This is a genomic window from Pseudohaliea sp. (genome assembly GCF_040217025.1).
Lineage (GTDB): Bacteria > Pseudomonadota > Gammaproteobacteria > Pseudomonadales > Halieaceae > Pseudohaliea.
Genome location: NZ_JAVJOA010000001.1, coordinates 17,780 through 41,473, shown reverse-complemented (window position 1 = coordinate 41,473; position 23,694 = coordinate 17,780). Strand labels below are relative to the sequence as shown.

General features: G+C 62.7%; 18 protein-coding genes and 1 pseudogene. 12 read left to right on the top strand and 7 right to left on the bottom strand.

What is annotated here, in order from left to right; genetic code table 11:
• Positions 1-19: 19 nt before the first annotated feature.
• From RKE50_RS00165 to RKE50_RS00155, 3 genes are read right to left on the bottom strand one after another with little or no spacing between them, the layout of a single operon-like run.
• A complete protein-coding gene (locus tag RKE50_RS00165) occupies positions 20-1,318 on the bottom strand; it encodes a UDP-glucose dehydrogenase family protein (RefSeq protein WP_350033389.1) in 1,299 nt (432 codons plus the stop codon).
• A complete protein-coding gene (locus tag RKE50_RS00160; RefSeq protein WP_350033388.1) occupies positions 1,315-2,349 on the bottom strand; it encodes an NAD-dependent epimerase in 1,035 nt (344 codons plus the stop codon). Before RKE50_RS00160 ends, RKE50_RS00165 begins: the two co-directional genes overlap by 4 nt.
• Positions 2,350-2,353: 4 nt before the next feature.
• A complete protein-coding gene (locus RKE50_RS00155) occupies positions 2,354-4,786 on the bottom strand; it encodes an acylase (protein ID WP_350033387.1) in 2,433 nt (810 codons plus the stop codon).
• 185 nt (positions 4,787-4,971) lie between these two features.
• Here RKE50_RS00155 and RKE50_RS00150 point away from each other — a divergent pair, with 185 nt between their 5' ends.
• The 3 genes from RKE50_RS00150 (at position 4,972) to RKE50_RS00140 (ending at position 9,137) form a co-directional block, all read left to right on the top strand.
• Positions 4,972-5,979 (top strand): metal-dependent hydrolase, encoded by a 1,008-nt coding sequence (locus tag RKE50_RS00150; RefSeq protein WP_350033386.1) that lies wholly within the window; start codon positions 4,972-4,974, stop codon positions 5,977-5,979.
• Between the two features lie 73 nt (positions 5,980-6,052).
• The gene (locus RKE50_RS00145; RefSeq protein ID WP_350033385.1) at positions 6,053-8,335 is read left to right on the top strand and encodes an NADP-dependent malic enzyme; all 2,283 of its coding nucleotides are present in this window, start codon (positions 6,053-6,055) and stop codon (positions 8,333-8,335) included.
• Position 8,336: 1 nt separating this feature from the next.
• Positions 8,337-9,137: an SIR2 family NAD-dependent protein deacylase gene (locus RKE50_RS00140; protein ID WP_350033384.1), complete on the top strand. Its 801-nt coding sequence runs from the start codon at positions 8,337-8,339 to the stop codon at positions 9,135-9,137.
• Positions 9,138-9,397: 260 nt separating this feature from the next.
• Here the strand turns inward: RKE50_RS00140 and RKE50_RS00135 are convergent, their stop codons facing one another.
• Positions 9,398-10,204 (bottom strand): hypothetical protein, encoded by an 807-nt coding sequence (locus RKE50_RS00135; protein WP_350033383.1) that lies wholly within the window; start codon positions 10,202-10,204, stop codon positions 9,398-9,400.
• Positions 10,205-10,312: 108 nt separating this feature from the next.
• On the bottom strand, positions 10,313-11,362 hold the full coding sequence (locus tag RKE50_RS00130) for a DUF1214 domain-containing protein (RefSeq protein ID WP_350033382.1): 1,050 nt from the start codon (positions 11,360-11,362) through the stop codon (positions 10,313-10,315).
• Between the two features lie 271 nt (positions 11,363-11,633).
• Between RKE50_RS00130 and RKE50_RS00125 the strand changes: the two genes are divergently transcribed.
• From RKE50_RS00125 to RKE50_RS00115, 3 genes are all read left to right on the top strand, one after another.
• The gene (locus RKE50_RS00125; protein WP_350033381.1) at positions 11,634-12,116 is read left to right on the top strand and encodes a DUF2165 family protein; all 483 of its coding nucleotides are present in this window, start codon (positions 11,634-11,636) and stop codon (positions 12,114-12,116) included.
• Positions 12,117-12,503 (top strand): Sir2 family NAD-dependent protein deacetylase, encoded by a 387-nt coding sequence (locus RKE50_RS00120; protein WP_350033609.1) that lies wholly within the window; start codon positions 12,117-12,119, stop codon positions 12,501-12,503.
• Positions 12,504-12,798: 295 nt separating this feature from the next.
• Positions 12,799-13,281 carry a DUF4345 family protein gene (locus RKE50_RS00115; protein ID WP_350033380.1) on the top strand — a complete coding sequence of 161 codons (483 nt, stop codon included), beginning with the start codon at positions 12,799-12,801 and terminating at the stop codon, positions 13,279-13,281.
• Positions 13,282-13,469: 188 nt separating this feature from the next.
• Here the strand turns inward: RKE50_RS00115 and RKE50_RS00110 are convergent, their stop codons facing one another.
• Positions 13,470-14,111 (bottom strand): MSMEG_1061 family FMN-dependent PPOX-type flavoprotein, encoded by a 642-nt coding sequence (locus RKE50_RS00110; protein ID WP_350033378.1) that lies wholly within the window; start codon positions 14,109-14,111, stop codon positions 13,470-13,472.
• 234 nt (positions 14,112-14,345) lie between these two features.
• Positions 14,346-14,432 (bottom strand): annotated as a pseudogene (locus RKE50_RS00105) (integrase core domain-containing protein); the annotation flags it as partial.
• Positions 14,433-14,507: 75 nt separating this feature from the next.
• Here RKE50_RS00105 and RKE50_RS00100 point away from each other — a divergent pair.
• The 6 genes from RKE50_RS00100 (at position 14,508) to RKE50_RS00075 (ending at position 23,682) form a co-directional block, all read left to right on the top strand.
• The gene (locus RKE50_RS00100; protein WP_350033376.1) at positions 14,508-15,266 is read left to right on the top strand and encodes an enoyl-CoA hydratase/isomerase family protein; all 759 of its coding nucleotides are present in this window, start codon (positions 14,508-14,510) and stop codon (positions 15,264-15,266) included.
• A gap of 192 nt (positions 15,267-15,458) precedes the next feature.
• Positions 15,459-16,712, top strand: a complete 1,254-nt coding sequence (locus tag RKE50_RS00095) for a thiolase family protein (protein ID WP_350033374.1) — start codon at positions 15,459-15,461, stop codon at positions 16,710-16,712.
• 3 nt (positions 16,713-16,715) lie between these two features.
• Positions 16,716-18,287: a class I adenylate-forming enzyme family protein gene (locus tag RKE50_RS00090; protein WP_350033373.1), complete on the top strand. Its 1,572-nt coding sequence runs from the start codon at positions 16,716-16,718 to the stop codon at positions 18,285-18,287.
• Entirely contained in the window at positions 18,288-19,982 is a 1,695-nt protein-coding gene (locus RKE50_RS00085) for a M14 family metallopeptidase (RefSeq protein ID WP_350033371.1), read from the top strand.
• Between the two features lie 245 nt (positions 19,983-20,227).
• Positions 20,228-21,274: a serine hydrolase domain-containing protein gene (locus RKE50_RS00080; protein ID WP_350033370.1), complete on the top strand. Its 1,047-nt coding sequence runs from the start codon at positions 20,228-20,230 to the stop codon at positions 21,272-21,274.
• A gap of 23 nt (positions 21,275-21,297) precedes the next feature.
• Positions 21,298-23,682, top strand: coding sequence for a S9 family peptidase (locus RKE50_RS00075; protein WP_350033369.1), 2,385 nt, complete (start codon positions 21,298-21,300; stop codon positions 23,680-23,682).
• The last annotated feature ends 12 nt before the right edge of the window (positions 23,683-23,694 follow it).

Here is a 23,694-nt window from a genome sequence, read left to right as displayed (position 1 = left end):
CGCCGGCGGGCGCGTCTTCCTAGCGGCCCACGGCCGTGTAGGCGAAGCCGGCGCCCTCGATGAGCTTCCGCTCGTACACGTTGCGCAGATCGATGAAGGCATTGCCGCGCATCAGCTCGCGGGTGCGGGCGAGGTCGAGGCCGCGGTACTGGTTCCACTCGGTCAGCAGCACCAGGGCGTCGGCGCCCTCCAGCGCCTCCTCGATGGTACCGGCGTAATGCACCGTGTCCGGCAGCAGGTCGCGGGCCTCGTCCACTCCCTGCGGGTCATGGGCGACGACCTGCGCGCCCTTGTCCGCGAGCGCCGGGAGAATGGCGAGCGCGGGCGCGTCGCGCATGTCGTCCGTTTCCGGCTTGAAGGTGAGGCCGAGTACCGCGATGCGCTTGTCGGCTTCGCTGCCACCCAGGGCCTGGCGGATCTTTGCGACCATGCGCGCCTTCTGCGAGGCGTTCACTTCCACCGTCGCCTCCACGATGCGGCTCGACAGGCCATGCTCCTGGGCGATGCGGATCAGGGCGAGCGTATCCTTGGGAAAGCAGGAGCCGCCGTAGCCGGGCCCGGCGTGGAGAAACTTGGGCCCGATGCGTCCGTCCATGCCCTTGGCGACCAGGTTCACGTCCGCGCCGGTCGCCTCGCAGAGCTGGCTGATCTCGTTGATGAAGCTGATCTTGGTGGCGAGGAACGCATTGGCCGCGTACTTGATGAGCTCCGCGCTCTCGAGGTCCGTCACCAGGATCGGCGCCTCGATGAGGTTCAGGGGCCGGTAGAGCTCGCGCAGCCGAGCCTCGGCACGCTCGGACTCCACCCCGAGCACCACCCGGTCCGGGCGCAGGAAGTCGCCGATTGCCGAGCCCTCGCGCAGGAACTCGGGGTTCGAGGCCACGTCGAAGTCCGCCCCCGGGTTCGCCTTGCGCACCAGCCGCTGCACCTCCCGGGCGGTGCCCACGGGCACCGTCGACTTGTCGACGATCACGGTGTAGCCGTTCAGGTGGGCCGCCAGCTCCGTGGCGGCGGCGTAGACGTACTGGAGATCCGCGTGACCGTCACCGCGGCGCGTCGGGGTGCCGACGGCGATGAATACCAGGTCGGCTGCCGCCACCGGGCCGGCCAGCTCGCCGCTGAAATGCAGCCGGCCGCCGGCGACGTTGCGCGCAACCAGGTCGTCGAGACCGGGCTCGTAGATGGGTATCTCGCCGCGCGACAGCGCGGCGATCCGTTCCGGTGACTTGTCCACACAGGTGACGCGGGCGCCGAACTCGGCGAAACAGGCCCCGCTGACGAGGCCCACGTAACCGGCGCCGATCATGACCACGTTCATGGCTGTTTGCTGTCCTCTCTCTGTCCGTAGTAGTCCCGGTACCAGGCCGTGAACTGCGCCAGGCCCTCGGCGAGGGGCGTCGAGGGGCGGTAGCCGGTCCAGGCGCCCAGGGCATCGATGTCGGCGCAGGTGGCCGTGACGTCACCGGGCTGCATGGGCTGGAAATCCTTCACGGCCTCGCGGCCCAGCGCCGCCTCAATCGTATCGATGAAGTCGAGCAGGCGTACCGGCTGGTTATTGCCGATGTTGAACACCCGGTACGGCGCGCAGCTGCTCCCGGGGTCCGGCGAAGCGGCGGACCAGGCGGGGTCGGCGGTGGCCGGGCGGTCCAGCACCCGCACCACGCCCTCGACGATGTCGTCGATGTAGGTGAAGTCCCGCGCCATTTCACCGGCGTTGAAGACCCTGATCGGCTCGCCCGCGAGGATGGCACGGGTGAACAGGAAATAGGCCATGTCCGGCCGGCCCCAGGGCCCGTAGACCGTGAAGAAGCGAAGCCCCGTGGTGGGTATGCCGTAGAGGTGCGCATAGCTGTGGGCCATGAGCTCGTTGGCTTTCTTGGTCGCCGCGTAGAGCGACACCGGGTGGTCCACGTTGTCGTGCACGGAGAAGGGCATGTGGGCATTGAGGCCGTAGACCGAGCTCGACGAGGCGTACACGAGGTGCTTGACCGGGTGATGACGGCAGGCCTCGAGCACGGCGAGGAAACCGTTGATGTTGCTGTGCGTGTAGGCGTGGGGGTGCTCCAGCGAGTAGCGCACACCGGCCTGGGCGGCGAGATGTACGACGGCGTCCGGCCCTTCGTCGGCCACCAGCGAGCGCAGCGCCGCCGCATCGGCGATATCCAGCTCCACCGTTTCGAGGCGGTCTCCGGCGCCCGGCGCCAGCGCCGCCAGCCGGTCGCGTTTCAGCTGCACGTCGTAATAGTCGTTGAAGTTGTCGACGCCAAGGACCCGGTCGCCGCGGGCGAGCAGCGCCCGGGCGACGTGGAAACCGATGAAGCCGGCGATGCCGGTGACGAGAACTTTCACGTCGTCAGTCCCGCGGCCCCCGGAGTACCTGGCGCGACTGCAGATCTGCCTCGACCGACTCGCGCGTGAAGTGTACGGGCCGCCAGGTCTTGGCCCGGTAAAGCGCTGTCTGGTCGCTGAACCAGGGCGAGGCGGGATCGCCCGACTGGCTGTAGGTCAGCAAAGCCTCACCCACGGGCCCCGCCTCCTCGAAGGCGAGCGTCAGGATGAGGCTGCTGCCGTGCACGATGGGGTAGCCCGAGGCCGTGAGCAGCCGCGAGTCGGCCACCGGGGCGGTATCGAGATCGCCATTGGGGTGGCCGAGGTCTGCCGGCAGCAGTGGCTCGCCGGGCGCCGCGGATACCTGCAGGTTCGCCACACCCTCGTAGCGGTTACCGCCGTGGACGGGAAAGCGCTCGTCCCCGCGGTAGGCCGCCTGTGCCGCACCGAGCGGGGCATCGACCGGCAGCCCCGCGGCCTCGAGGACCGCGACCGCAGCGGCAAGCTGCTCCAGGGCCCGCGCCGCGTCGGCGAGCCCTGCCGGCGTGGTGACCGGTCGCGCCGCGTCGAAGGGCTCCGCGAAGAGGCTGCCGGCATCGAAGTGCTCCGCGTACTCGTAGCGGCTCAGCCACTCGCGGAAGAGCACGGCGCCGCGGCTGTCCTCGTCAAAGCGGCCGTCAAAGGCGGCGAGGGCGTCGCAGGCCGCCGCGAGGTCGCGGCGCTCGCCGTCGACGGTCACGGTGGGCGTGGCCCGGCAGGCATCGACCAGCCGGTCCTTAAGCAACTCTGCCGCGAGGCTGCGGTTGGAGAACAGCGCTTCCTGTATTTCCTTCCGGTTGAAGCGGCCGTCCTCGCCGGCATAGCCGTAGGCGCTGTCGGGGGCGAGAAGCTGCACGTTCATGCGCGTGCGCAGGCTGCGTGCCGTGGCCTCCGGGCCGTAGAGGGGCGAGTAGCCGGTGAGCGGCGCCGCCGGCTGGGTCAGCCAGTAGCTGTCGTTGGCATTGAAGATGTAGTCGCGGCGCTCCAGGCGGGGCCGCCGTTCGAAGGGTACGGTGCCGGGCACCGGTGTGCCGGGCACGTCCACCCAGGCGAAGCGACTGTCACTCCCGTCCAGCAGGATCATGCCCCGCTCCGCGTACAGGTTCGCCGTGCGCGGGTCGCTCGCCAGGCGCTCCTGCCAGAGGCTGATCGCCTCCTCGCTCAGGTTGCCGACCGTGGAATTGTCCAGGTAGAGCGCGCGGCCGTCGGCGCTCGCCGCCATGGTGTTGACCCAGGGCATCGCGTTCCAGCGGCGATGCGCCTCGATGAAGCTGTCGAGGTCGGTAGCCAGGTTCATGGCCCGCCACTGGGAGAGGAGGTAGGTGTTTTCGGCGTTGGCGTCGCGGGCCGTGAACGCCGTGGTCTCGGTCCAGGGCATGCCGGGCATGACCAGGACCGGTCCGAGATGGCTGAACCACAGCGTGCGCTCGATCTCCGTGACCGCGCCGTCCTCGCCGAGTACCGGTACCCTGACCGTGCGCGAGGTCATGGATCGCGGCTCACCTTCGAGGAAATAGCTGGTCGGTTCGCCGGGCACAAGGTCCAGCTGGTAGAGCACGACACGTTCGCTGTCCGACACCGTGTGCGACCAGGCCACCCCGCGGTTGAAGCCGATGGCCACACCGGGGGCACCGAGGAGGTGGGCGCCGTAGACGTCGAGGGTGTCGGGAATGGTCAGGTGCTTTTCCCAGAAGCGGTTGCCGCCGTACCAGGGATAGTGCGGGTTGGCTAGCAGCAGGCCGCGGCCGTTCTCGGTCCGCTCGCTGCCGAGGGCCCAGGCGTTGGAGCCGAGGCCGGACAGCGCCATGGCGTCCGCCGCCTCCTCGACCAGCCGGTCACTCACCGCCGCCGTGCTGGCCGCCGCCGGCGGCTGGGCCGCCGCGAGGGCACCGGCCATGCGCGGCAGGGTCTGGGCCAGGAGTACCATGCGGCCCGTGAAGTCCTCCGGCGTCGCCGGGCGCACCCAGTCCTCGCCGGCGCACCAGCTGCCGGGGGCGGCCTCGCCCTGCTCCGCGAGGTAGCGGTTGTAGCCCGCCGTGTAGCCGGTCAGCCAGTCGCGGTTGGTTGCGTCCTCGGCGGCGAAGGCGGCCCGCGCCTGCGCCGGGATGCCGATGGCGCGGACAACGCTGTCGGACACCACGTTGCGCTGCTCGTCGCCGGGACCAAAGTAGCGCGCCAGCTCGCCGCGGGCAGCCGCCAGGCCGCGGGCGATGTGACAGCCGTGGTCCTCGGCGGCGGCGTAGCCCTCGCCGTAGCCGAGGCTGCCGAAGTCATCGGCGGTAATGTGGGCGACGCCGTGGCTGGTGCGAATCACCTCGGCCCGGTAGCCGCCGTCGTCGGCGGGGCCGCCCTGGCAGGCGGCGAGGAACACCAGGCAGGCGGGGGTAAGCCGGGCGACGCGGCGCAGCGGTTGAGGCATGGGGGTGCTCCTTTTTCCTGTATGCCTGCGGGCGTCCTGGCGGACGGAGCCATAGCCTATCACCGGTCGCCCCGCCTGGCTTCCCCATCTATGCTGCAGCCGCTGTCCCCGGGCGCACCGGGTCGACTACAATGGCGCGCCCCGGGCGGCTGCGCCCCTGATTTTCAACTACTCGAGGAGCGCAGATGGATCCGCTGACCCAGGGACTCGCCGGCGCGGCCCTGCCCCAGGCCGCTGCGCGGCGGGGCGCGGTGGCCGTGGCCGGGCTCCTGGGCTTTCTCGCCGGGATGACGCCGGACCTCGACGTGCTCATCCGCTCCAGCGAAGACCCGCTTCTCTTCCTCGAGTACCACCGGCAGTTCACCCACTCGCTGCTGTTCATCCCCTTCGGCGGCGCCCTCTGCGCGCTGCTGCTGCACCCGCTCCTCGGCCGGCGGCGAGGATTGACGCCGCTGGCCACCTGGGGCTTCTGCACGCTGGGCTACGCGACCCACGGTCTCCTCGACGCCTGCACGACCTATGGCACGCAGCTGTTCTGGCCGTTCTCGGACGTGCGCATCGCCTGGAACGTGGTCTCCATCATCGACCCGCTGTTCTCCCTGCCGCTGGCGCTGGCAGTCGTCGTCGCCGCCTGGACGGGCCGCCGGCGTTTCGCGGTCCTCGGCCTGTGCTGGGCCATCGGCTATCTCGGTCTCGGGCTCCTCCAGCGGGAGGCGGCGCGCGCACTCGGGGAGGAACTGGCGCGGGCGCGCGGCCACGCAACCGCCGGGGTCGTCGCCAAGCCCAGCTTTGCCAACATCCTCCTCTGGAAGACGGTCTACCGGGCAGAGGGGCGTTTCTTCGTGGACGCGGTGCGCACCGGCTGGGCGCCGCTCCAATGCCCGGGGGACTCCATTCCCGTGCTCGACCTTGACCGTGACCTGCCCTGGCTGGACCCGGCCTCGCAGCAGGCGCGGGACATCGAGCGCTTCCGCTGGTTCAGCGCCGGCTACGTGGCCCTCGCCGCCCCGGGGTCGAACCGGGTCATCGACATCCGCTATTCGCTGGTACCGAACGAGATCAACGCGCTGTGGAGCCTCGAGCTCGATCCGGCAAAGGAACCTTCGGCGCACGCCGCGTATGTCGTGCACCGCGGTGATCCGCAGACCGCGCTGCCGCGGCTCTGGCGGCTGCTTTCGGCGGCCGACTGTTGAACGCCGCGCCGCCTGCGTGCTTTATACTCGGCACTGCCCTGACCTGACCGACCGCTTTCGGAACTGAATCGCCATGGACGACGACAAGAGCCGCCAGGCCGCCCGCGAGGCGGCACTGCGCTACCACCGCTATCCCAAGCCCGGAAAGCTGGAGATCCGCGCGACCAAGCCGCTGGCCAACGGCCAGGACCTGGCCCGCGCCTATTCGCCGGGCGTGGCCGAGGCCTGCCTGGAGATCCGGGCCGACGCGAGCCGCGCCGCGGACTACACCGCCCGCGGCAACCTGGTGGCCGTGGTGACCAACGGCAGTGCCGTGCTTGGCCTCGGCAACATCGGCGCCCTGGCCTCCAAGCCTGTCATGGAAGGGAAGGCCGTCCTGTTCAAGAAGTTCGCCAACATCGACTGCTTCGACATCGAGCTCGATGAGTCCGACCCGGAGAAGCTCGCCGACATCATCTGCGCCATGGAACCCTCCTTCGGCGCGGTGAACCTCGAGGACATCAAGGCCCCGGACTGCTTCGTGGTGGAGAAGCGCTGCCGCGAGCGCATGAACATCCCGGTCTTCCACGACGACCAGCACGGTACGGCCATCGTGGTCGGCGCCGCGGCGACCAACGCCCTGCGTATCGCCGGCAAGCGCTTCGAGGACATCAAGGTCGTCTCCACGGGCGGCGGCGCAGCCGGCATCGCCTGCCTTAACATGCTGCTCAAGCTCGGCGTTCGCCGCGAGAACATCTGGCTGGTGGACCTGCACGGCGTGGTCTACGAGGGCCGCAGCGAGGACATGAACCCGCAGAAGGCCGCCTTCGCCCAGCCCACCGCCGCGCGCGCCCTCGCCGATGTCATCGAGGGGGCGGACCTGTTTCTCGGCCTCTCGGGCCCCGGGGTGCTCGACGGCGCGCTGGTCGGCCGCATGGCCGAGCGGCCCATCGTCTTCGCCCTGGCCAACCCGGTGCCTGAGATCATGCCGGACCAGGTCCGCGAGGCGGCGCCCGACGCGATCATCGCCACCGGCCGCTCCGATTACCCGAACCAGGTGAACAACGTCCTCTGCTTCCCGTTCATTTTCCGCGGCGCGCTGGATGTGGGTGCCACCGAGATCAACGACGCCATGCAGCTCGCCTGCATCGACGGGATCGCCGCGCTGGCGCGGGCCACGACCAGCGCCGAGGCGGCCGCTGCCTACCAGGGTGAGCAGCTGGTCTTCGGCGCGGACTATCTCATTCCCAAGCCCTTCGACCCGCGCCTCATGGGCGTGGTCGCGACCGCCGTGGCCCGGGCGGCGATGGAATCGGGGGTCGCCACCCGTCCCGTGGACGACTTCGAGGCCTACAAGACCCGCCTCGACAGCTCCGTGTTCCGCTCGGCGATGCTCATGCGGCCGGTGTTCGCCGCCGCGGCCCAGTCCGAGCGCCGCATCGTCTTCGCCGAGGGGGAGGACGAGCGCGTGCTCCGCGCGGCGCAGTCCATCAGCGAGGAGATGACCGACCGGCCCATTCTCATCGGCCGCCCCGAGGTCATCCTCCGCGGCTGCGAGCGCGCGGGCCTGAGCATGCGTCCCGGCGAGGACTTCGACATCGTCGACCCGGCGAAGGACCCGCGCTACCGTGCCTACTGGGAGACCTACCTGTCGCTGATGGCGCGGCGCGGCGTCACGCCCGACCTCGCCAAGGTCATCATGCGCACGAACACCACGGCCATCGCAGCCATCATGGTGCACCTGGGCGACGCCGACTGCATGATCTGCGGCACCTTCGGCCAGTATCTCTGGCACCTCAACTACATCCGCCAGGTCCTGGCCCGGGACGGTCGTCACGCCGTTGGCGCCCTGTCGCTGATGATCATGGAGGACGAACCGCTGTTCATCGCGGACACCCACGTGCACCCGGAGCCCACGCCGGAGGAGATCTGCGAAACGGTCATCGGCGCCGCCCGCCATGTGCGCCGCTTCGGGCTCCGGCCGAACATCGCGCTCTGCTCCCACTCCCAGTTCGGCAACCTCGACATCGACTCCGGCCGGCGCATGCGCGCGGCCATGGAGCTGCTGGCGCTGCGCGAGCCGGACTTCGACTACGAGGGGGAGATGCACACGGACGCGGCCCTGGACCCGGAGCTGCGCAGCCGCATCTTCCCGCACTCGCGGCTCAAGGGCCCGGCCAACGTACTCGTCTTCGCCAACGGCGACGCCGCCTCCGGCGTGCGCAACATCCTCAAGATGCGTGCCGGCGCGCTGGAGGTGGGGCCGATCCTCATGGGCATGGACAACACGGTGCACATCGTGACCCCGTCCATCACCGCCCGCGGGCTGCTGAACATCTCCGCGCTCGCCGGTACGGACGTATCCCACTACGCCTGAGATGAGCGCTACCGCGGCGGCCATCGAGGAACTCGCGGAGGCCCTGGCCCGCGCCCGGGCCGTGCTCTTCGTGACCGGCGCAGGCGTCTCCCTCGCCTCCGGCATAGACACCTTCCGCGGTACGGACCCCGGTGCCGTGTGGAAGAACGACATCATGGAAAAGGCGACGCTGGGCCATTTCCGCCGCGACCCGGCGGATGCCTGGGCCTGGTACCTGGCCCGCTTCGAGCGGGTGGCCGGCGCCGAGCCGAACCCGGCGCACCGGGCCCTCGTCGCCCTCGAGGACGCGCTGGAAGCCCGCGGGGCGAGCACCCTGCTGGTCACGCAGAACATCGACGGCCTGCATCACCGGGCCGGTTCCCGCGCCCTGGTGGAGATCCATGGCAAGGCGCGCAAGGTACGCTGCGCATCGCCGCACTGTCCCGAGGGCGCCTTCGGCACGCTGGATTTCGAACTGAGCGCATTCGAGGCCTTCCGCGGCGCCGGTTCCCCCGAGCAGTTGCCGCGCTGCCCGCACTGCGGCGACGGCCTGCTCCGCCCCCACGTGCTCTGGTTCGACGAGCACTACCAGAGCCACCCGGACTACGGCTTCGAGCGCGTGCTCGCCTACCTGCCCACGGCGGACATCGTGCTCTTCGCGGGTACCTCTTTCTCCGTCGGCATCACCGACTGGATCGTCGAGGATTCGCGCGCAGCCAACCGCGCCTGCTGGTCTATCGACCCCTCGGCCGATGCGCCCCCGGGCGTGCGCCCGATCCCGGGGCGGGCCGAAGAGGTGCTGCCCGCCCTCGCTCCGGGCTGACCGGCACAGCGAGGCCCGCGCTGCGATGCTGCGCCTGTGCAGCAGGATGGACGCGATACTTGAAGTGATTTCTAGAAAAGTTTCCGCGGAAACGCGGAGGGCATCCGCGTGAAGGCCGCTCCCGGCCAGCTGCAGGCAAAAAACCCTTCAAAGCGGGCCGTGCATCGAGAGTGATGTTTACGCCTTGCGCCGTTTCCCGTGCAGGCCGGCCACCCTGACGGTGGATGCCATCAAAGCGCCCTACGCATGTTGGAAAAGTACTACGGCTTGTAATTGGTCATGCCCGGCCCGGTCTTGTCGAAGACATTGAAGAACTCGTCCGGCATGATGGAGGCGACTCCGCCTTCCGGCCTCTCGATCAGATCCTCCTCCAGCGTCTTGACCCGCACCTTCCATCCCTCCGGGAGCTCCTGGTAAACGCCTGGCAGGGCGGCCAGGAATTCCTCGTAAGTGCGTTGCGGTTCGAGGCCCAGCTCGAACCCTTTCATGATCCAGGTGTTGCCGTCCGCATCGTCAAGGAGAATCACGGTCCTGCCCTTGTTCCAACCCAACCCGCTGTCGCGGGCGATAGTCGTGGGCTCGTAGGGCGCTTTTTCACTGGCGGTGGCGCTGTTACCCAGGTTCAGCTGGGCGACCCACGCGGCCGCAAGACCGTCGAAATCCCTTTGCACCCCGACATCGATTTCAACCCAATCGGGCAGGCAGAGTTTCGGGCCGTTCAAGGACGCACCGAGGACACCGTATTCCTCTTTAATTCGGTCGAAATCGAGGCCCTCGAGCAGCGCTTGCGGGGAAGTGTCTTTCGACGCCGGGATGCCCCTGGGGGTGTACATGGTGTTGTAGACGGCGGCGACGATGTTCCCCGTACTTGCCTCGCGGCCGGTCAGGAAGATCTCGATGAATCGTACCTGGTGCACATTGTCAACACGCTCGTACACGGCACCGGCGCCGTCGGCAAACACTTCGGGCATTTCTTCCTCCCCAAGGGCCGGCGGGACCTCTGCCGTACACAGGGCCGTCATCATCAATACGACAGCCATTGTCTTTATTCCGTTCATTGCGTTCATTTTTCACTGGCCTCGCTACGGAGCGGATCGAAAAAGAAAAGCCACGTCTCTGGTCATTCAGGCCGGCGAGCTGCCGCGGGTCTGGGCCACTCAGCCGGCTTAGCCGCTCTACGGTAGAGGCACAGGGTCGGGGAAAGTCCAGCTGCCATCGATGATCTCCTCTCGCGGCTGGTGCAGCCTCACCACCCAGGTCCAGTTCTCCGGGACGGGCAAATAGTTGATTTTCGTCGGGTCACCGCCGAAGTGAATCGTGAAGGAACCGTCCGCGTTCGGCTCCGCACTGAAGTTGTTGTAGTTACTTCGCCCCGTATCGTTCGCCTCCAGGAAACCCTCGGAGTTGTAAACCGTTACGGACCAGAAAGCGTCAACCGGCACATCCTTCACGGTAAGCACATAGGGCGTATCGCCATCATTTTTTTCGACCACTCGGCTCTCGTAGATAGCCATCGACGGGGGCTGCCCGCCCCATCCACCAAGCGCTCCTAACAGATGCTGCAGAGGCTCCACCTCGCTTTTGCGACCGAAGGCTACACGGGTGTCGTAGCCAAGCTCGGATAAGGCATTGACTGCGCTGCGCGCCTTCTTGAGGTCTTTCAAGCTCCAGTTCGGCGCCTCAAAGGGACCCTGACCTCCTCCAGAAACTCTTATTCCATCCTGTGCAGCGTGAGCTGCTGCAATGTCCTCGGGGTCCATAACATCGATGAAAGTCCGGAAAAGCAGGTAGGCAAAGCGCGTACCCACTTCTTCTTCAGTCAATAGGTAAGTTCCGGGCTTTGCTTCACCGAAGTTGTAGTGGTCCTGGCTTATGACAAGCATGGATTGAAAGCGCCCGCCGGCGTCTGGAAGCGTGACGCTTACCGGTTCAGCCAGGTCCAGAACTGTGGAGCTGTAGAGCGTGTCCTGATTCACCCGAATGACGGACTGGTTCTCAGCAGTCATGGGGTCGCGCAGATGCATTAGCTTTCCGAACTGCAAGTCAAAGGTTTCGATCTGGACCCGAATCATAGTATCGGTTTCAGCCCGAACCGCATTGGTGATGTTCACCGGCACGGCAGCGTCGTCAGCCATCTGCTCGGTGTTTTTCTCTCGAGCCATCGATCCGTTGACCAACATCAGCGCCACGGTGGCTGCGCCCATCATCGTCGGTATCGCTTTCACAGCCCCTGCACCCTCTGTCGTGTTGCCATTCGCGACGTATGCCCATCCACCCTCCGATGGAGGGTAACGCAGCTGCAATTGATCCAACGGTCATTTCGCGCCAGACGCAACTATCTGGTGTCTTCGCCAGGGATCGCTCTCACATCGCGAACGAGGCCTGGTCATAAGCCTTATGCGATGGCCTGCTGCGGGTCGCATGCGATTGAGGCTGGCGCTTCGCTCTCCCGTAGCTAAGCTATTGCTCGCACAATAAAAAAGTTGGGGAAAGATGGTGCTTCGTTATCTCAAGACTGCGCTCGCGGCATTCGCATCACTGTTCTGCCTGTTCTACGCACTGCAGAACATTGCGAATCTCGGCTCAGCGGAATGGTTCGTCGGTACAATGACAGCGATGGAGGGCCATGAGGCCTATCCGAAAACCTTCGCTTTCGCCATCAAGTCCCCGTTGCTCATCAAGCTGATGCTCTGGATTATCATCCTGCTCGAACTGCTGGCGGGGATGCTTTGCGCTAAGGGCGCCGCCGATCTTCTAAGGCGACGTAACGCCAGTAGCGCCGAGTTCAACGCCGCGAAGACCTACGCCCTGGCCGGCAGCGGGCTGGCCGTCATTATCTGGTTCGGCATCTTCGGGGCCTTTGGCGGCGCTTTTTTCCAGATGTGGCAGGTAGAGGCCGGGGTCAACGCCCTCAGGGATGCCTCCTTCTATGCGCTACAGCATGCTGCCGTATGGCTGATGATAAGAGCCGACGACTGACTGGGCGGGCGTCGGGTTAGCAGACGGCCACCTTTCGAACTCAGCGCTTTCGAGGCCTTACGCGGCGCCGGTTCTCCCGAGCAACTGCCGCGCTGCCCGCACTGCGGCGACGGCCTGCTGCGCCCCCACGTGCTTTGGTTCGACGAGCACTACCAGAGCCACCCGGACTACGGCTTCGAGCGCGTGCTGGCCTACCTGCCCACGGCGGACCTGGTGCTCTTCGCGGGCACGTCCTTCTCCGTCGGTATCACCGACTGGATCGTCGAGGATTCGCGCGCAGCCAACCGCGCCTGCTGGTCTATCGACCCCTCAGCCGATGCGCCCCCGGGCGTCCGCCCGGTCCCCGGTCGCGCCGAGGAGGTGCTGCCCGCGCTTGCCCAGGCCTGAACGGTACGCCAGGGCTGGCGATTCTAAATCGATCGCTTGCAGAAGGTTAGATGCAAAACTTCATGTGAATTCTGGATATGTTTTCGCGGGAACGCTGTGGCCGGACCCGCGGGTCGGCTTTCGGCCGGGCCCGGGCTAGCCTCTACCGGCCATCTTCAAGTAGATTGCAAGGGCTGGCGAGGTGGCTCAGCATCGGGGACAGGGTCAAGTGACTGCACCAACTCTCGTTACGTGCCCATGCGTCTTCGCCTGTCGCTGACAAGCCGGCTGCCTCACCCGCGGTGGACAAGCGGGAGTGGTCGGCACAGCAGGCGAGGGTAAAGCCATGGCGTTGGCTCGCATGATTTTGCGTATTGGGTTCATCGTGCTGGGCGTTTCAGCCCTTGGGATCGCCGTGTCGAACTTTCTGTTCGGCGTGATGACAACGGCAGCAGCATTCGATCAAGTGTTGCGACTGACGGGCTTACCGGCGAGTGACGTCGGCGACCTCGCCGGGGTCAACGTGGACAACGAGTTTCGTTTCTATTCCGTTTTCTGGGGAGTATACGGCGTGCTACTGCTTCTGGCGGCGCGTCGCCTGGAGGAGTTCATGCGTTGGGCAGGCTGGCTGATTTTCCTGTTCTTCGCCGGCGGCATTGGACGGCTTTTTTCCTGGATCAATGTCGGTGAGCCCACGGTGCTCTTCGTGCTCCTGACCATCGTTGAGTTCGTACTGTCAGCGGTGCTTTTCGCCGCCTGGGTGGTACTGCGCCGGACCCAAAGGCCGCCCTCTGCCTGACCGTCACTCCTGCGACTTCAGGGAGAACCATCAGGACAGCCGTTTGTGGGTCGGAAGCGGATAGCCGGCTGGCACCTCTGGAGCAGGCAGCTAACGCGTGCCTGTTGCCGGTTAGCGAACCGGGTAGTTGTCGACGCTACCGCCCGGCGTGTGCACAAGGACTCCCGGACCGCCGGCCGGCCACCAATTCAGTAGAGTTCATCCTGATAGGCCTGTTCAACCACCTGCTCCATCACTGACGCCTGCTCACCGGACTTTGACTGCTCGCCAATGATCTGGCCAAAGGAGGGCATGATCTGTTCCCTCGGCCGGTATTCGTTTGTCCAGAGCTTTGACCTGATGACCGCCTTGCCACAGTGGAAGTAGCTCTTCGTTACCGTGATCAGGAGGCCGACATCGAGGTGGCGGCCATCGACCTCACTGTAGGCCCACTGCTCGCTGCTTTTCAGCAGACGAGCCGTCCCCGATACCCTGAGTGTCTCCCTGTGCCCGGGCACAAAGAAAATCAGACCCAGTCGGGGATTTTCAATCAGGTTGTGAAACGACTCGAGCTTGTTGTTACCCATGCGGTCCGGTATCAGCAGCGTGTTGGGGTCGATGACTTTGACGAAGCCGGGCGCGTCCCCCTTGGGTGAGATGGTGGGTTGCCCGTTACCATCGGCGGTGGCGATGCAGCAGAAGGGCGAGGCGTTGATGAAGGCGGTGTGATAGTCGTCCAGGCTGTCCAGCATGATCGCTTTTGCAATCTCCAGCGGTTCACCATAGTTTTCTTCAAGCGCCTGTGCTGTCTCTATGAACTCGAAGTCTGCGGATTCATCGTGTTCTGTCATGCTAGCGGCCCTCCCGGGAAACTCGCCCTTATCAATCCCACGCTTACCTTGCCGCCCCAGTCGACGGTACGCAACCATGGGACGGGCTTGACCGTACCCCTGCATGTGAGCAGGGCTCAATGTGGGAAACTGAATGTACCAGGCAGCATCCTTGGCTGATACCACCGGAGGATTCTTGCCAAATGACCGATGCGGTCTCTCGTGGTTGTAGTGGTAATGCCAAGCCTTGATAGGCTAGCGTGCGTCGTCCGGGACGGCGAACCCAATTCGGTTCAGGCAGTAATCTCTAAACCTGCCGTTGAACGACTCGACGAAGGCGTGCCGTGTGGGCTTCCAGCCTTAACCAGGGAACGGTCGCTCCGAGCGTGTGAATGATCAGGACTTCGGAGGAAAACAATGAAGTACATCTCTTTGGAACGGACAGACGGGGTTGGTGTTGTTACGCTCAACCGTCCTGAGACACTAAACGCGTTCAATGAAGACATGTATGGCTCGCTGAGCGAAGCGTTGGCGATGCTTGAGCAGGACGATAGCGTGTCGGTCATCGTATTGCTGGCCGCCGGTAAGGACTTCAGTTCCGGCAACGATATCGAAGGATTTCTGCATCGCCATCCCGCGGAATGGAGCCACCTGGACGACAGGAGTCGCTTCCACTCTACTGACGCGGCACACCGCCTCGCAGAGATCGAAAAGCCCCTTATTGCTGCTGTGCAGGGAAGAGCAATCGGCTTTGGCGCCACAGCCTTATTGCATTGCGACCTGGTGATCGTCGAGGCGTCGGCGTCGATGCGATTTCCCTTTATTACGCTGGGGCTCGTTCCCGAGGCTGGTAGTACGCTGCTACTGGCTGAGCGCGTTGGATCCTTGCAGGCCCGCTACTTGCTGTTGACAGGTGCAGTCGTCGACGCCGCCCGAGCATGCGAGTTAGGTCTGGCGTTGGAGAGTGTCGCGGATGGTGATGGCGCAGCCCGCGCATTGACCCTTGCTAAGCAGATTGCGAGCAATCCTCGTGAAGGACTGGTGGAGACCAAACGGTTGCTGAATCGATGTGTCGAGCCGCTGGATGCGCGCATAGCAGCTGAGTTTCGATCGCTCGGGCAACGCCTCCAGTCCGAAGACGCGCAGGCGATACTGCATTCGCTGCTACGTCACTAGGTTTGTCATTTTCAGCCTGCGGCGGCAAAGCTATCGTGGCGGCGTCACTTGCTGCCTTGTCATAAACCGGTGCATACGCGTCGCCGTTCGGTGCAATTTCCGAAGCTGAGTTGCACTTGAGGAAGCGCGGCGATAACTGCGCAGTGCAAATTTGCCAAACGTTCGGATAACAAAATTTATATAGGCCTAACTTTGGCAACTGATGTGTATGTGCTGGGCGCCTTTTCAACAGCGTTTGGCAAAAAGATTGATCAATCCTACAAAGCCCTGACCCGCGAGGTGTATGAGGGCCTGCTCCGAGACATCGATGCCGTCGATGGCTCTGACATCGAGTCTGCATGGTTTTCAAATACCACGCTCTACACTACGGGGCAGACCAGTTGCGGTGCCCAGGTGCTGTTCACACCATTGGTGCGTCAGGGACTGTTCCCAGAGCGTGTCCCGATGATCAATGTTCACAACGCTTGCGCGAGTGGCTCATCCGCTCTTCGAGGAGCGTATGCGGAGATTCTTGCCGGTTGTATCGACGTGGCTCTTGTCGTCGGGGTTGAGAAGATGCTGGACCCCGAGCGCCCAGCGTCAGCGACCGCCGAGATGTTTAAAGGTGGTATTGATCGCTTTGACGAGCATGAGTGGCGCGACTACTACTCGGCCGCGGGAAAGGCGGTTGGAATCCCCTTCGACGTCCCTGCCGATCGATCCATGTTCATGGATACGTACGCGATGCAGGCGGCCTGGCACATGCAGACCTACGGCACGACGCAGGAGCATCTTGCAGCCGCGGCGGCCAAGTCTCACAACTTTGGCGTTCTGAATAAGCGCGCGCAGTACCGAAATCCACTAACCGTGGAGGACGTGTTGAGCGCTCGCGAAATTTCATTTCCGCTCACCAAGCACATGTGCGCTCCTATGGGCGATGGCGCAGCGGCGTTACTCCTTGTTTCGGATGATTATCTTCGCTCTTCTAGCGAGGCGTTGAGGAATCGTGCGGTTAAGGTACTCGCCTGCGAGAGTGCCGGAGGGAAGTATCGCGCGCTAGACGAACCGGGGCTCTCAAAAGTCGCTGCGGAAAAAGCGTTTCGTAGAGCCGGAGTGATGCCTTCAGATATCGATGTCGTGGAAGTCCACGATGCATCCTCATTCTCTGAGATTTATCAGTTGGAGATGCTCGGCTTCTGCCCACCCGGGCAAGGTGGCCCGTTTATCGAGGAAGGGCGGGCAGGCATCCACGGTGATACGCCACTCAATACGTCCGGAGGGTTGGTGTCCAAGGGGCATCCGATCGGTGCTACGGGAGTCTCCATGGTTGTTGAATTAGTAGAGCAGCTCCGTGGTGAAGCAGGCGAACGGCAGGTCCCCAACGCGCACCTGGCGCTCGCTGAAAACGGCGGAGGGGTCATCGGTTTTGATGAATCCGTGGCGTTTGTAACGATTCTGGAGCGCTGAACGGTGAAGTCGGAAACGGATACAGTAGACGTGGAAGCGCCTGTCGGGCTGAAGCCCTATAGCCTTCGTGTAGATGGGCTTATCGAAGACAACGCCAAGGCGCGCCCAAATGATGAGGCACTGCGAGAGGGCGGACTCGTACTGTCCTGGTCCGAGTTTGACGAGCGTGTTTCCGAGAGCGCAAGGCATTTTCTTCGGGCCGGATTGAAGGAGGGCGATCGCGTCGCGTTCCTCGTCAGTAACTCCATAGATGCATACGTAACCATCTTCGGCGCGATGCGGGCCGGTGCGGTGATCGCGCCGATCTCCACGATGCTGTCTGCCGATGACGTGGCAAGACTCGTCGTCGACGCCGGAGCGCGCACAATAGTGGTTTCAGAAGAGTACGAGAGCCTTGTAGAAGCCTCCCACTCCTCGGGATCACAGCAATCTCTGCCACCCTGGTGCAGACTCGGCGAAGAAGCGATCTCTCTCGGTGTCGAGGCCCATGCCTCGTATGTGGATGGTGCATGCAGCATTATCTATTCTTCCGGAACGACAGGGCTCCCCAAAGGCGCAGTGCATTCGCACGATGCGCGGATCGTAGCCGGGCAGAACGCTGCCATTGCCTTTTCAATGCACAGCGGTTCTCGCGCATTGGTCAGCACCCCACCCTATACCAACGGTAGCTGGATGATCATCTTGCCGGCACTGGCTACCGGAGCATGCATTTTCCTGAGCAGAGGTTTTGAAGTTGAAAGGTTTCTCGCCACGTGCAGTGAGTGGGGCCCAACGCACGCTTTTATCGTTCCCACACAGTTTCAACTGCTGTTTGATTCCGGCCTGTACCGTCCTGAACTCATGGAGAGTTTCAGCTGCATGATCACGGCAGGTGCGCCAATGCCTCCGGCGATGAAGGCGCGACTTATGGCTGAGTTGCCCGACCGCCTGTACGAGCTGTGGGGGCTGACCGAAGTGGCGGCAACGGTCATTCGTCCCGATGAGATGTTGCAGCGACCGGATTCAGTTGGAAGAGCGTTGCCTCTCTCGGAATTCCGACTCATCGACGAGTCCGGCAGTGAGGTCGCGAAGCCTGGTATCGGCGAGATCGTCGCGCGCTCTCGCTACCAGATGGCTCGGTATTGGGGAGGCGGTGATCTCAACGAGGGCATTCGGTGGGAATCGGAAGACGGCAAGAGCTTCATGCGAACCGGAGACATCGGCGAGTTCGATGAGCTTGGCTACCTGTACATCCGAGGTCGTGTAAAGGACATGATTATTTCAGGCGGGTTGAATGTTTTTCCCATCGATATCGAAAACACGCTGCGGACTAACGACGCGGTCACCGATGCAGCGGTGATTGGTGTGCCCGATCCGAAATGGGGTGAGGTGCCGGTCGCGTTTGTTCGTTCAGAGCTGGAAGAGCTGGATACTGATGGGGTTCGTGAATGGGCAAATGGACGCCTTTCTAAATTCCAGCGTCTGCAAAAAGTTGTTCACTGGCGGTCGGACTTTCCACGCAATACCCTGGGAAAAGTTCTTAAGCGTGAGCTGGTTGAAGTATTTATGGCCAGCGCCAATGCAGAGGAGCGCTGAGTGAGAGCGGATATGCCACAAGAGTGCTTCCTTAACTACGAAGCTTTAACTGAGAAGCTTAAAGCTTTAGAGGCTAGCCATCGCGACTTTCTTCGACTCTGGTCAATTGGCAGGAGCCATGAAGGCCGAGAAATCTGGGTTTTGGAGCTCACCAACAAGGCAACAGGGCCCGCCGCAGATAAACCCGCGCTTTTGCTTGATGGCAACATTCATGCTGTAGAGCTCACAGCCTCCTCAGTAGCCATACACCACGTTGAGCGGATGCTCTCGACGGTCGGCACTGACGATCATGTCAAGAGGTGTCTCGATACGCGAGCGTTCTACGTGATACCGAGAGTGAATCCGGATGGCGCTGAGGCCGCGCTTGCAGCCAGACCGCGTTTCTTGCGATCTGGCACGAAACCCTACTTTCATTCGCAGGGTGACTATCCTCGGATGCTGACTGAAGACATCGATGGCGATGGACGGATTCTCTCGATGCGGGTGAAAGACCCCAACGGTCGCTGGAAGCATCACCCGGAGGATTCGAGAGTTATGGTGCCCCGCGATCCCGTAGAGGAAGGCGGTGACTACTACCGGTTGTTTGCGGAGGGGTCCATCGAGGGCGCGCAGCCTGACGAGATACCGTCGGTAAGCCCAAGGGAAGGTGTCGATTTCAACAGGAACTGGCCGTCAAACTGGGTGACTGAAGGTCAGCAGCAGGGCGCAGGGCGGTACAGTTTGTCGGAGCCAGAGACGCAGGCATTGGCCAGGTTTGTGTCCGATCATCCCAACATTTTCACCTGGGTTGCTGGTCACACCTTCAGCGGTGTTTTCCTGCGGCCGGGTTTTGCGAAACCCGATACCGAATTGCCGTTCACCGATTTGGCGCATTACAAGGCTGTGGGGGAAAGGGGCACTCAACTTTCCGGTTATCCAGCGAAAGATGCCTATTCCGGGTTCAGGATCAATCACGGAGAGAGTATTCATGGCTCGGTCGAGTGGGGCTATGAAAACTTCGGCATTTACACGTGGATTGTCGAGTACTGGGCACCGCACCAGATGGCGGGCGTCGAGATAGAAAACTTTGCCCGCTGGTTCTTTGACCACCCCGGAGAAGATGACCTCAAGATGGTTCGCTGGGGGGACGAGGTGCTGGGCTCCTCGGGATTCGTTGACTGGTACGAATTCGATCATCCGGAGCTCGGTCCGGTTGAGATCGGCGGCTGGGATCTCATTCGGACGCTCTACAATCCCCCGGCGCACCTGCTAGACGAAGTGATCGAACCGTTTCCGGATTGGTTTTCCTGGCAGCTACTCCAGTCGCCTCTGCTGCACGTTAGAGATTTCACATCGACGCAGCTAGGGCCCGAGCAGTGGAAGATTCGCGCGGTTGTTGAAAACGTTGGCTATCTTCCGACCTACTGCAGTGCGAAATCGCTCGCGGTCAAGGCTGTGCGCGGCGTGAATGTTTCCCTGCAAATACCCGACGGTGCAGAGTTTATACAGGGTAGGGCCACCCAAAACTGTGGTGAACTCAACGGCCGGGCTTTCCGCGTGTCCTCAGCGCTGCTGGCCTATCTCTCTGACCAGACCGATGATCGGGCGGTCATCGAATGGGTAGTCAATGGCCAGGAAGGAATGGAACTGCGCCTGGAGGCAGCGCACGATAGAGCCGGCAAGGCCAGCAGCACTATTACCCTGGGTGCTGGTTAGCGGAATGTCGACCGGGAAAGTCCAGGTGAATCCTTCTGATATTCATTTCTCTGCTTCCTATCTCGGCCCGAGGCACAAATCGGGAGCCTACCCCTCGATCATTAGCCACTCGATTAAGACTCACCGCGCAGGCGCTGTGGCTGTTTCTCAAAGTGATTCAGGCCTGCAGAGGGAGCTGGTCGCAGGATGACGCTTGATCGAAATGACGCGATCGAGGTGGCGCCAACAGGAATCATGGAGGGCTTATGAGCACGCACATATTTGACGAGAAATCGGGCGCGAATAATGACGAACTGAGTCATGGACTTGCTGCGGTCCTGGATCCAGTGACGGCAGGCCTCTCCTGGTTGGACAGTCTCATGGTGATCCACAACGGTGAGCTGCTGTTCGAGCGCTATTTCAACGAGGGGTCACCGGACGCACTGCACGACATGCATTCCGTCACCAAGAACTGGCTTTGCTGCATGGTCGGAATTGCCCTGGACAAGGGCTTGCTTTCCGATATCGACCAGCCAGTCTGCGAGGTCTTCCAGGAACGCTTGCCCGGGCACTGGGATTCCCGGAAGAGCAGAATCACACTCCGCCATTGCTTAAAAATGCAGTCTGGCCTCGATTACCAGAACACGATGGAGTTCGCCGAGCTGATGGGGAGAAACCCGGACCCGGTTGACTTCTTTTTTGGACCGGATCTGCCGGTAGTCGCTGATCCGGGAACACATTGGTGCTACAGCGGCGCGGATAGCCAGATGATTGCTGAGGCCCTGCGCCACATGTCGCAGAGTTCACTTTCCGAGCTTGCGAGGGAGTGGCTCGCTGAACCTTTGGGCATCACTCGCTTTGAGTGGCCTCGACAGTTTCCCACTCCTGGCGCGCAGCCATGGCCCGCGGAGCTCGGCTGTGCCGGACTCATGCTGACGCCGCGAGACTTTGCGAAATTTGTCCTTTGCGTCAGCCAGGATGGAGAGTTCGGCGGCAGATCGGTTGTTCCCGCGAATTGGTTACGGGAAGCCACTATACCCTCAGCGGGTGTTGATGGTGAGGTGCTCGCGGCTTTCTACCGGGAGATCGGCGCGCCGGAAGTTCCCGGCATATCGGGCTATGGCATGCACATTGGAAACATGAAGCTCAATGGTCATGAGATCGTGGCACTGTCAGGCGCGGGCGGGCAGTACGGATTTATTGTCAAAGCCCTGGATGTAGTTGTTGTGCAGACCGCGAATTTCTCCGGCGATGGATTGAGCGGCGGGGCGCTCCTGCTGCGCGATACCATCCTGCCCGCGGTAACGGGATGAGGACCGGTCATTCACAACGGACCGTGAAGCCCGAGAGCTACGAATGGGCCTTCGAGGTCTGGCCAACTCAGCTGGCTGGACTTGTTGCGAACTCGCAAGTGCAGCCGAATTGGCTTGGGGATGAGGGCAATCGCTTCTGGTACCTGGATCGGAGCCATGGGCAAAAACGATTCCTTTTGTGCGATCCTGATAGCGCCTCAGTCACCCCCGCTTTCGATCACGAGAAACTTGCTTCGATACTTTCAGATTTGCTCTCCATCGACGTTGCCGCGGAAGATCTGCCGTTTGATGACATTTCGCTGAAGGGCCCGCCAGCAACCGTCTCCTTTACAGTCAATGGCTACGTCTACTGCTACACCGATGGCGGTGACACTGTTGAGTTGCTTACGTCCGCAGCGCCCGAGCTTCCGTCCCCCGATGGGACCCTGTCAGTGTTCCTCGAGGGCTATGACCTTTGGATGCGTGGTGAGAGCGGCGAACCAACCAGGATTACTTCTGACGGCTGCGATGAGCGTCGGTACGGCGCGCTGCCGGACCACGATAGGCTCGCTATCTATCGCGCCAGAGGGTTGTTGCCGAAGTTTCCGCCACTGGGGGTTTTCTGGTCTCCCGATAGTCGGTTCCTTCTCTGCGCCCGCATCGACCAATCGGAGGTCGAGCCGTACCCGTTTATGGAGTCGGTGCCATACGACGGCTCCCTACGGCCTCGGGTCCACAACGTCCGTCTACCGCTGGCAGGGGACCCAGGACGTGTCCGCCAGGATTACGTGCTGGTTGACTTAAGGAGTGATGACCCCCAGATCAGTGAACTGCAGTTTCCCGAGGGATGGGGTTCTCTCGAGATAAATGCGCTTACCACGGGGTTCACGATCTGGCGTGATGATGCCACGGAGCTCTTCGTGCTCGCCGCAAATCGAAATGCTCAGCGACGCGCGCTGGTCGCCATCTCGCCAGAGTCCGCGCGTGTCAGCATCGTTCACGAAGAATCCACAAGCACCTTTTCTGAATTCGGGTCTTTTGAGTACCACGCACCATCTGTCGCTGTGCTTCCCGATAGAAACCAAGCCATCTGGTACTCGCAGTCTACGGGTGAGGGACATTTGTATTTGCTGGATCTCGATAACGCGGCTCCACCTGCGCCTCTAACAAAAGGTGACTGGCGTGTTCTGGATCTTCTTTACGTCGATAGGCAGCGGCAGAAAGTCTGGTTTGCGGCCTCGGGTTTGGATCCTGATGAATACCCCTACAACCGCCATCTCTGTTGTGTAGATCTTGATAGGCAAGAGCCGAATAGTGGTTTCGAGCAGTTGACAGAGGCCGGATTCGATCACGCGCTTGCCGGTCAGGGTTTGCATCTCATGAAAGTGCTGGCCGGGCTGCGAACGCCTTCCATGCTATCCCCCGACGGCAGTTACTTCGTCGACAACGCATCGTCGCGCGAAGCGGCCACCAGGACGACACTCAGGCGGTCTGATGGGTCGGCGGTCCTGGACCTCTGCAGCGCTGACACCTCAGCTCTCGAATCAATCGGGTGGCGACCGCCAGAACCTTTCGAGGTGGTACTGCCCGGGCTTCGCGAGAGTATTCACGGCGTCATGGTGCTGCCCCGTAACTTTGATCAATCGTTGTCCTATCCCGTGATCGAGCGGATCTATGCAGGTCCTCAGATCGTGGCGCAGCCTCGCAACTTCCACGAGGTGCTGAACGGAGCGTTCGTTTACGGTGCCTATACCCTTGCCGACATGGGGTTCGTGGTTGTGCTTATGGATGGCCCAGGCACACCGCTTAGAAGCAAGCCTTTCCAGGATCAGCCCTACGGCGAGGCGGATCGCCTGGGCGTTTGCTATCACGCTGCCGTCCTGCATGAGCTGGCCAAATCGCGGTCCTGGATGGATATGGATCGCGTGGGTGTCAACGGACACTCCTGGGGCGGTCATGCCTCCGCTATGGCGATGTTATTGTGTCCCGACACTTATCATGTGGGTGTTTCAAGCGCTGGCATCTATGACCCGGCTGCATTTTTTACCGATGCTGCAGAACGGTATATCGGAAGCCCCGACTATGGTGATGGGCGGCGCGAACGTCGCCACCCTGACGAGCAGCCGCCGAACTACATCAAGATGTCCCCCTCCTCTTACGCGGAGGCGCTTCGAGGACAGCTTCTTCTCGCCTATGGGGACCTGGATGAAAACGCCCTTCCGAGCAGCCTTCTCCGCTTCTACGCATCGTTACAGCGTGCTGGAAAAGCGCCCGATCTGTTGTTTCTGCCAGGCAGATCACACGCGTTGTTTGCCGAGCCTTTCTTTCAGAAGCAGCTGATCGACTATTTTCTGAGGCATCTTCGCGGCCTGGATCCTGACGTTCACTTACCGATTAACGCCAAGCCTGGTCCCCGACCACTCATCTAGCGTGAACCTGCG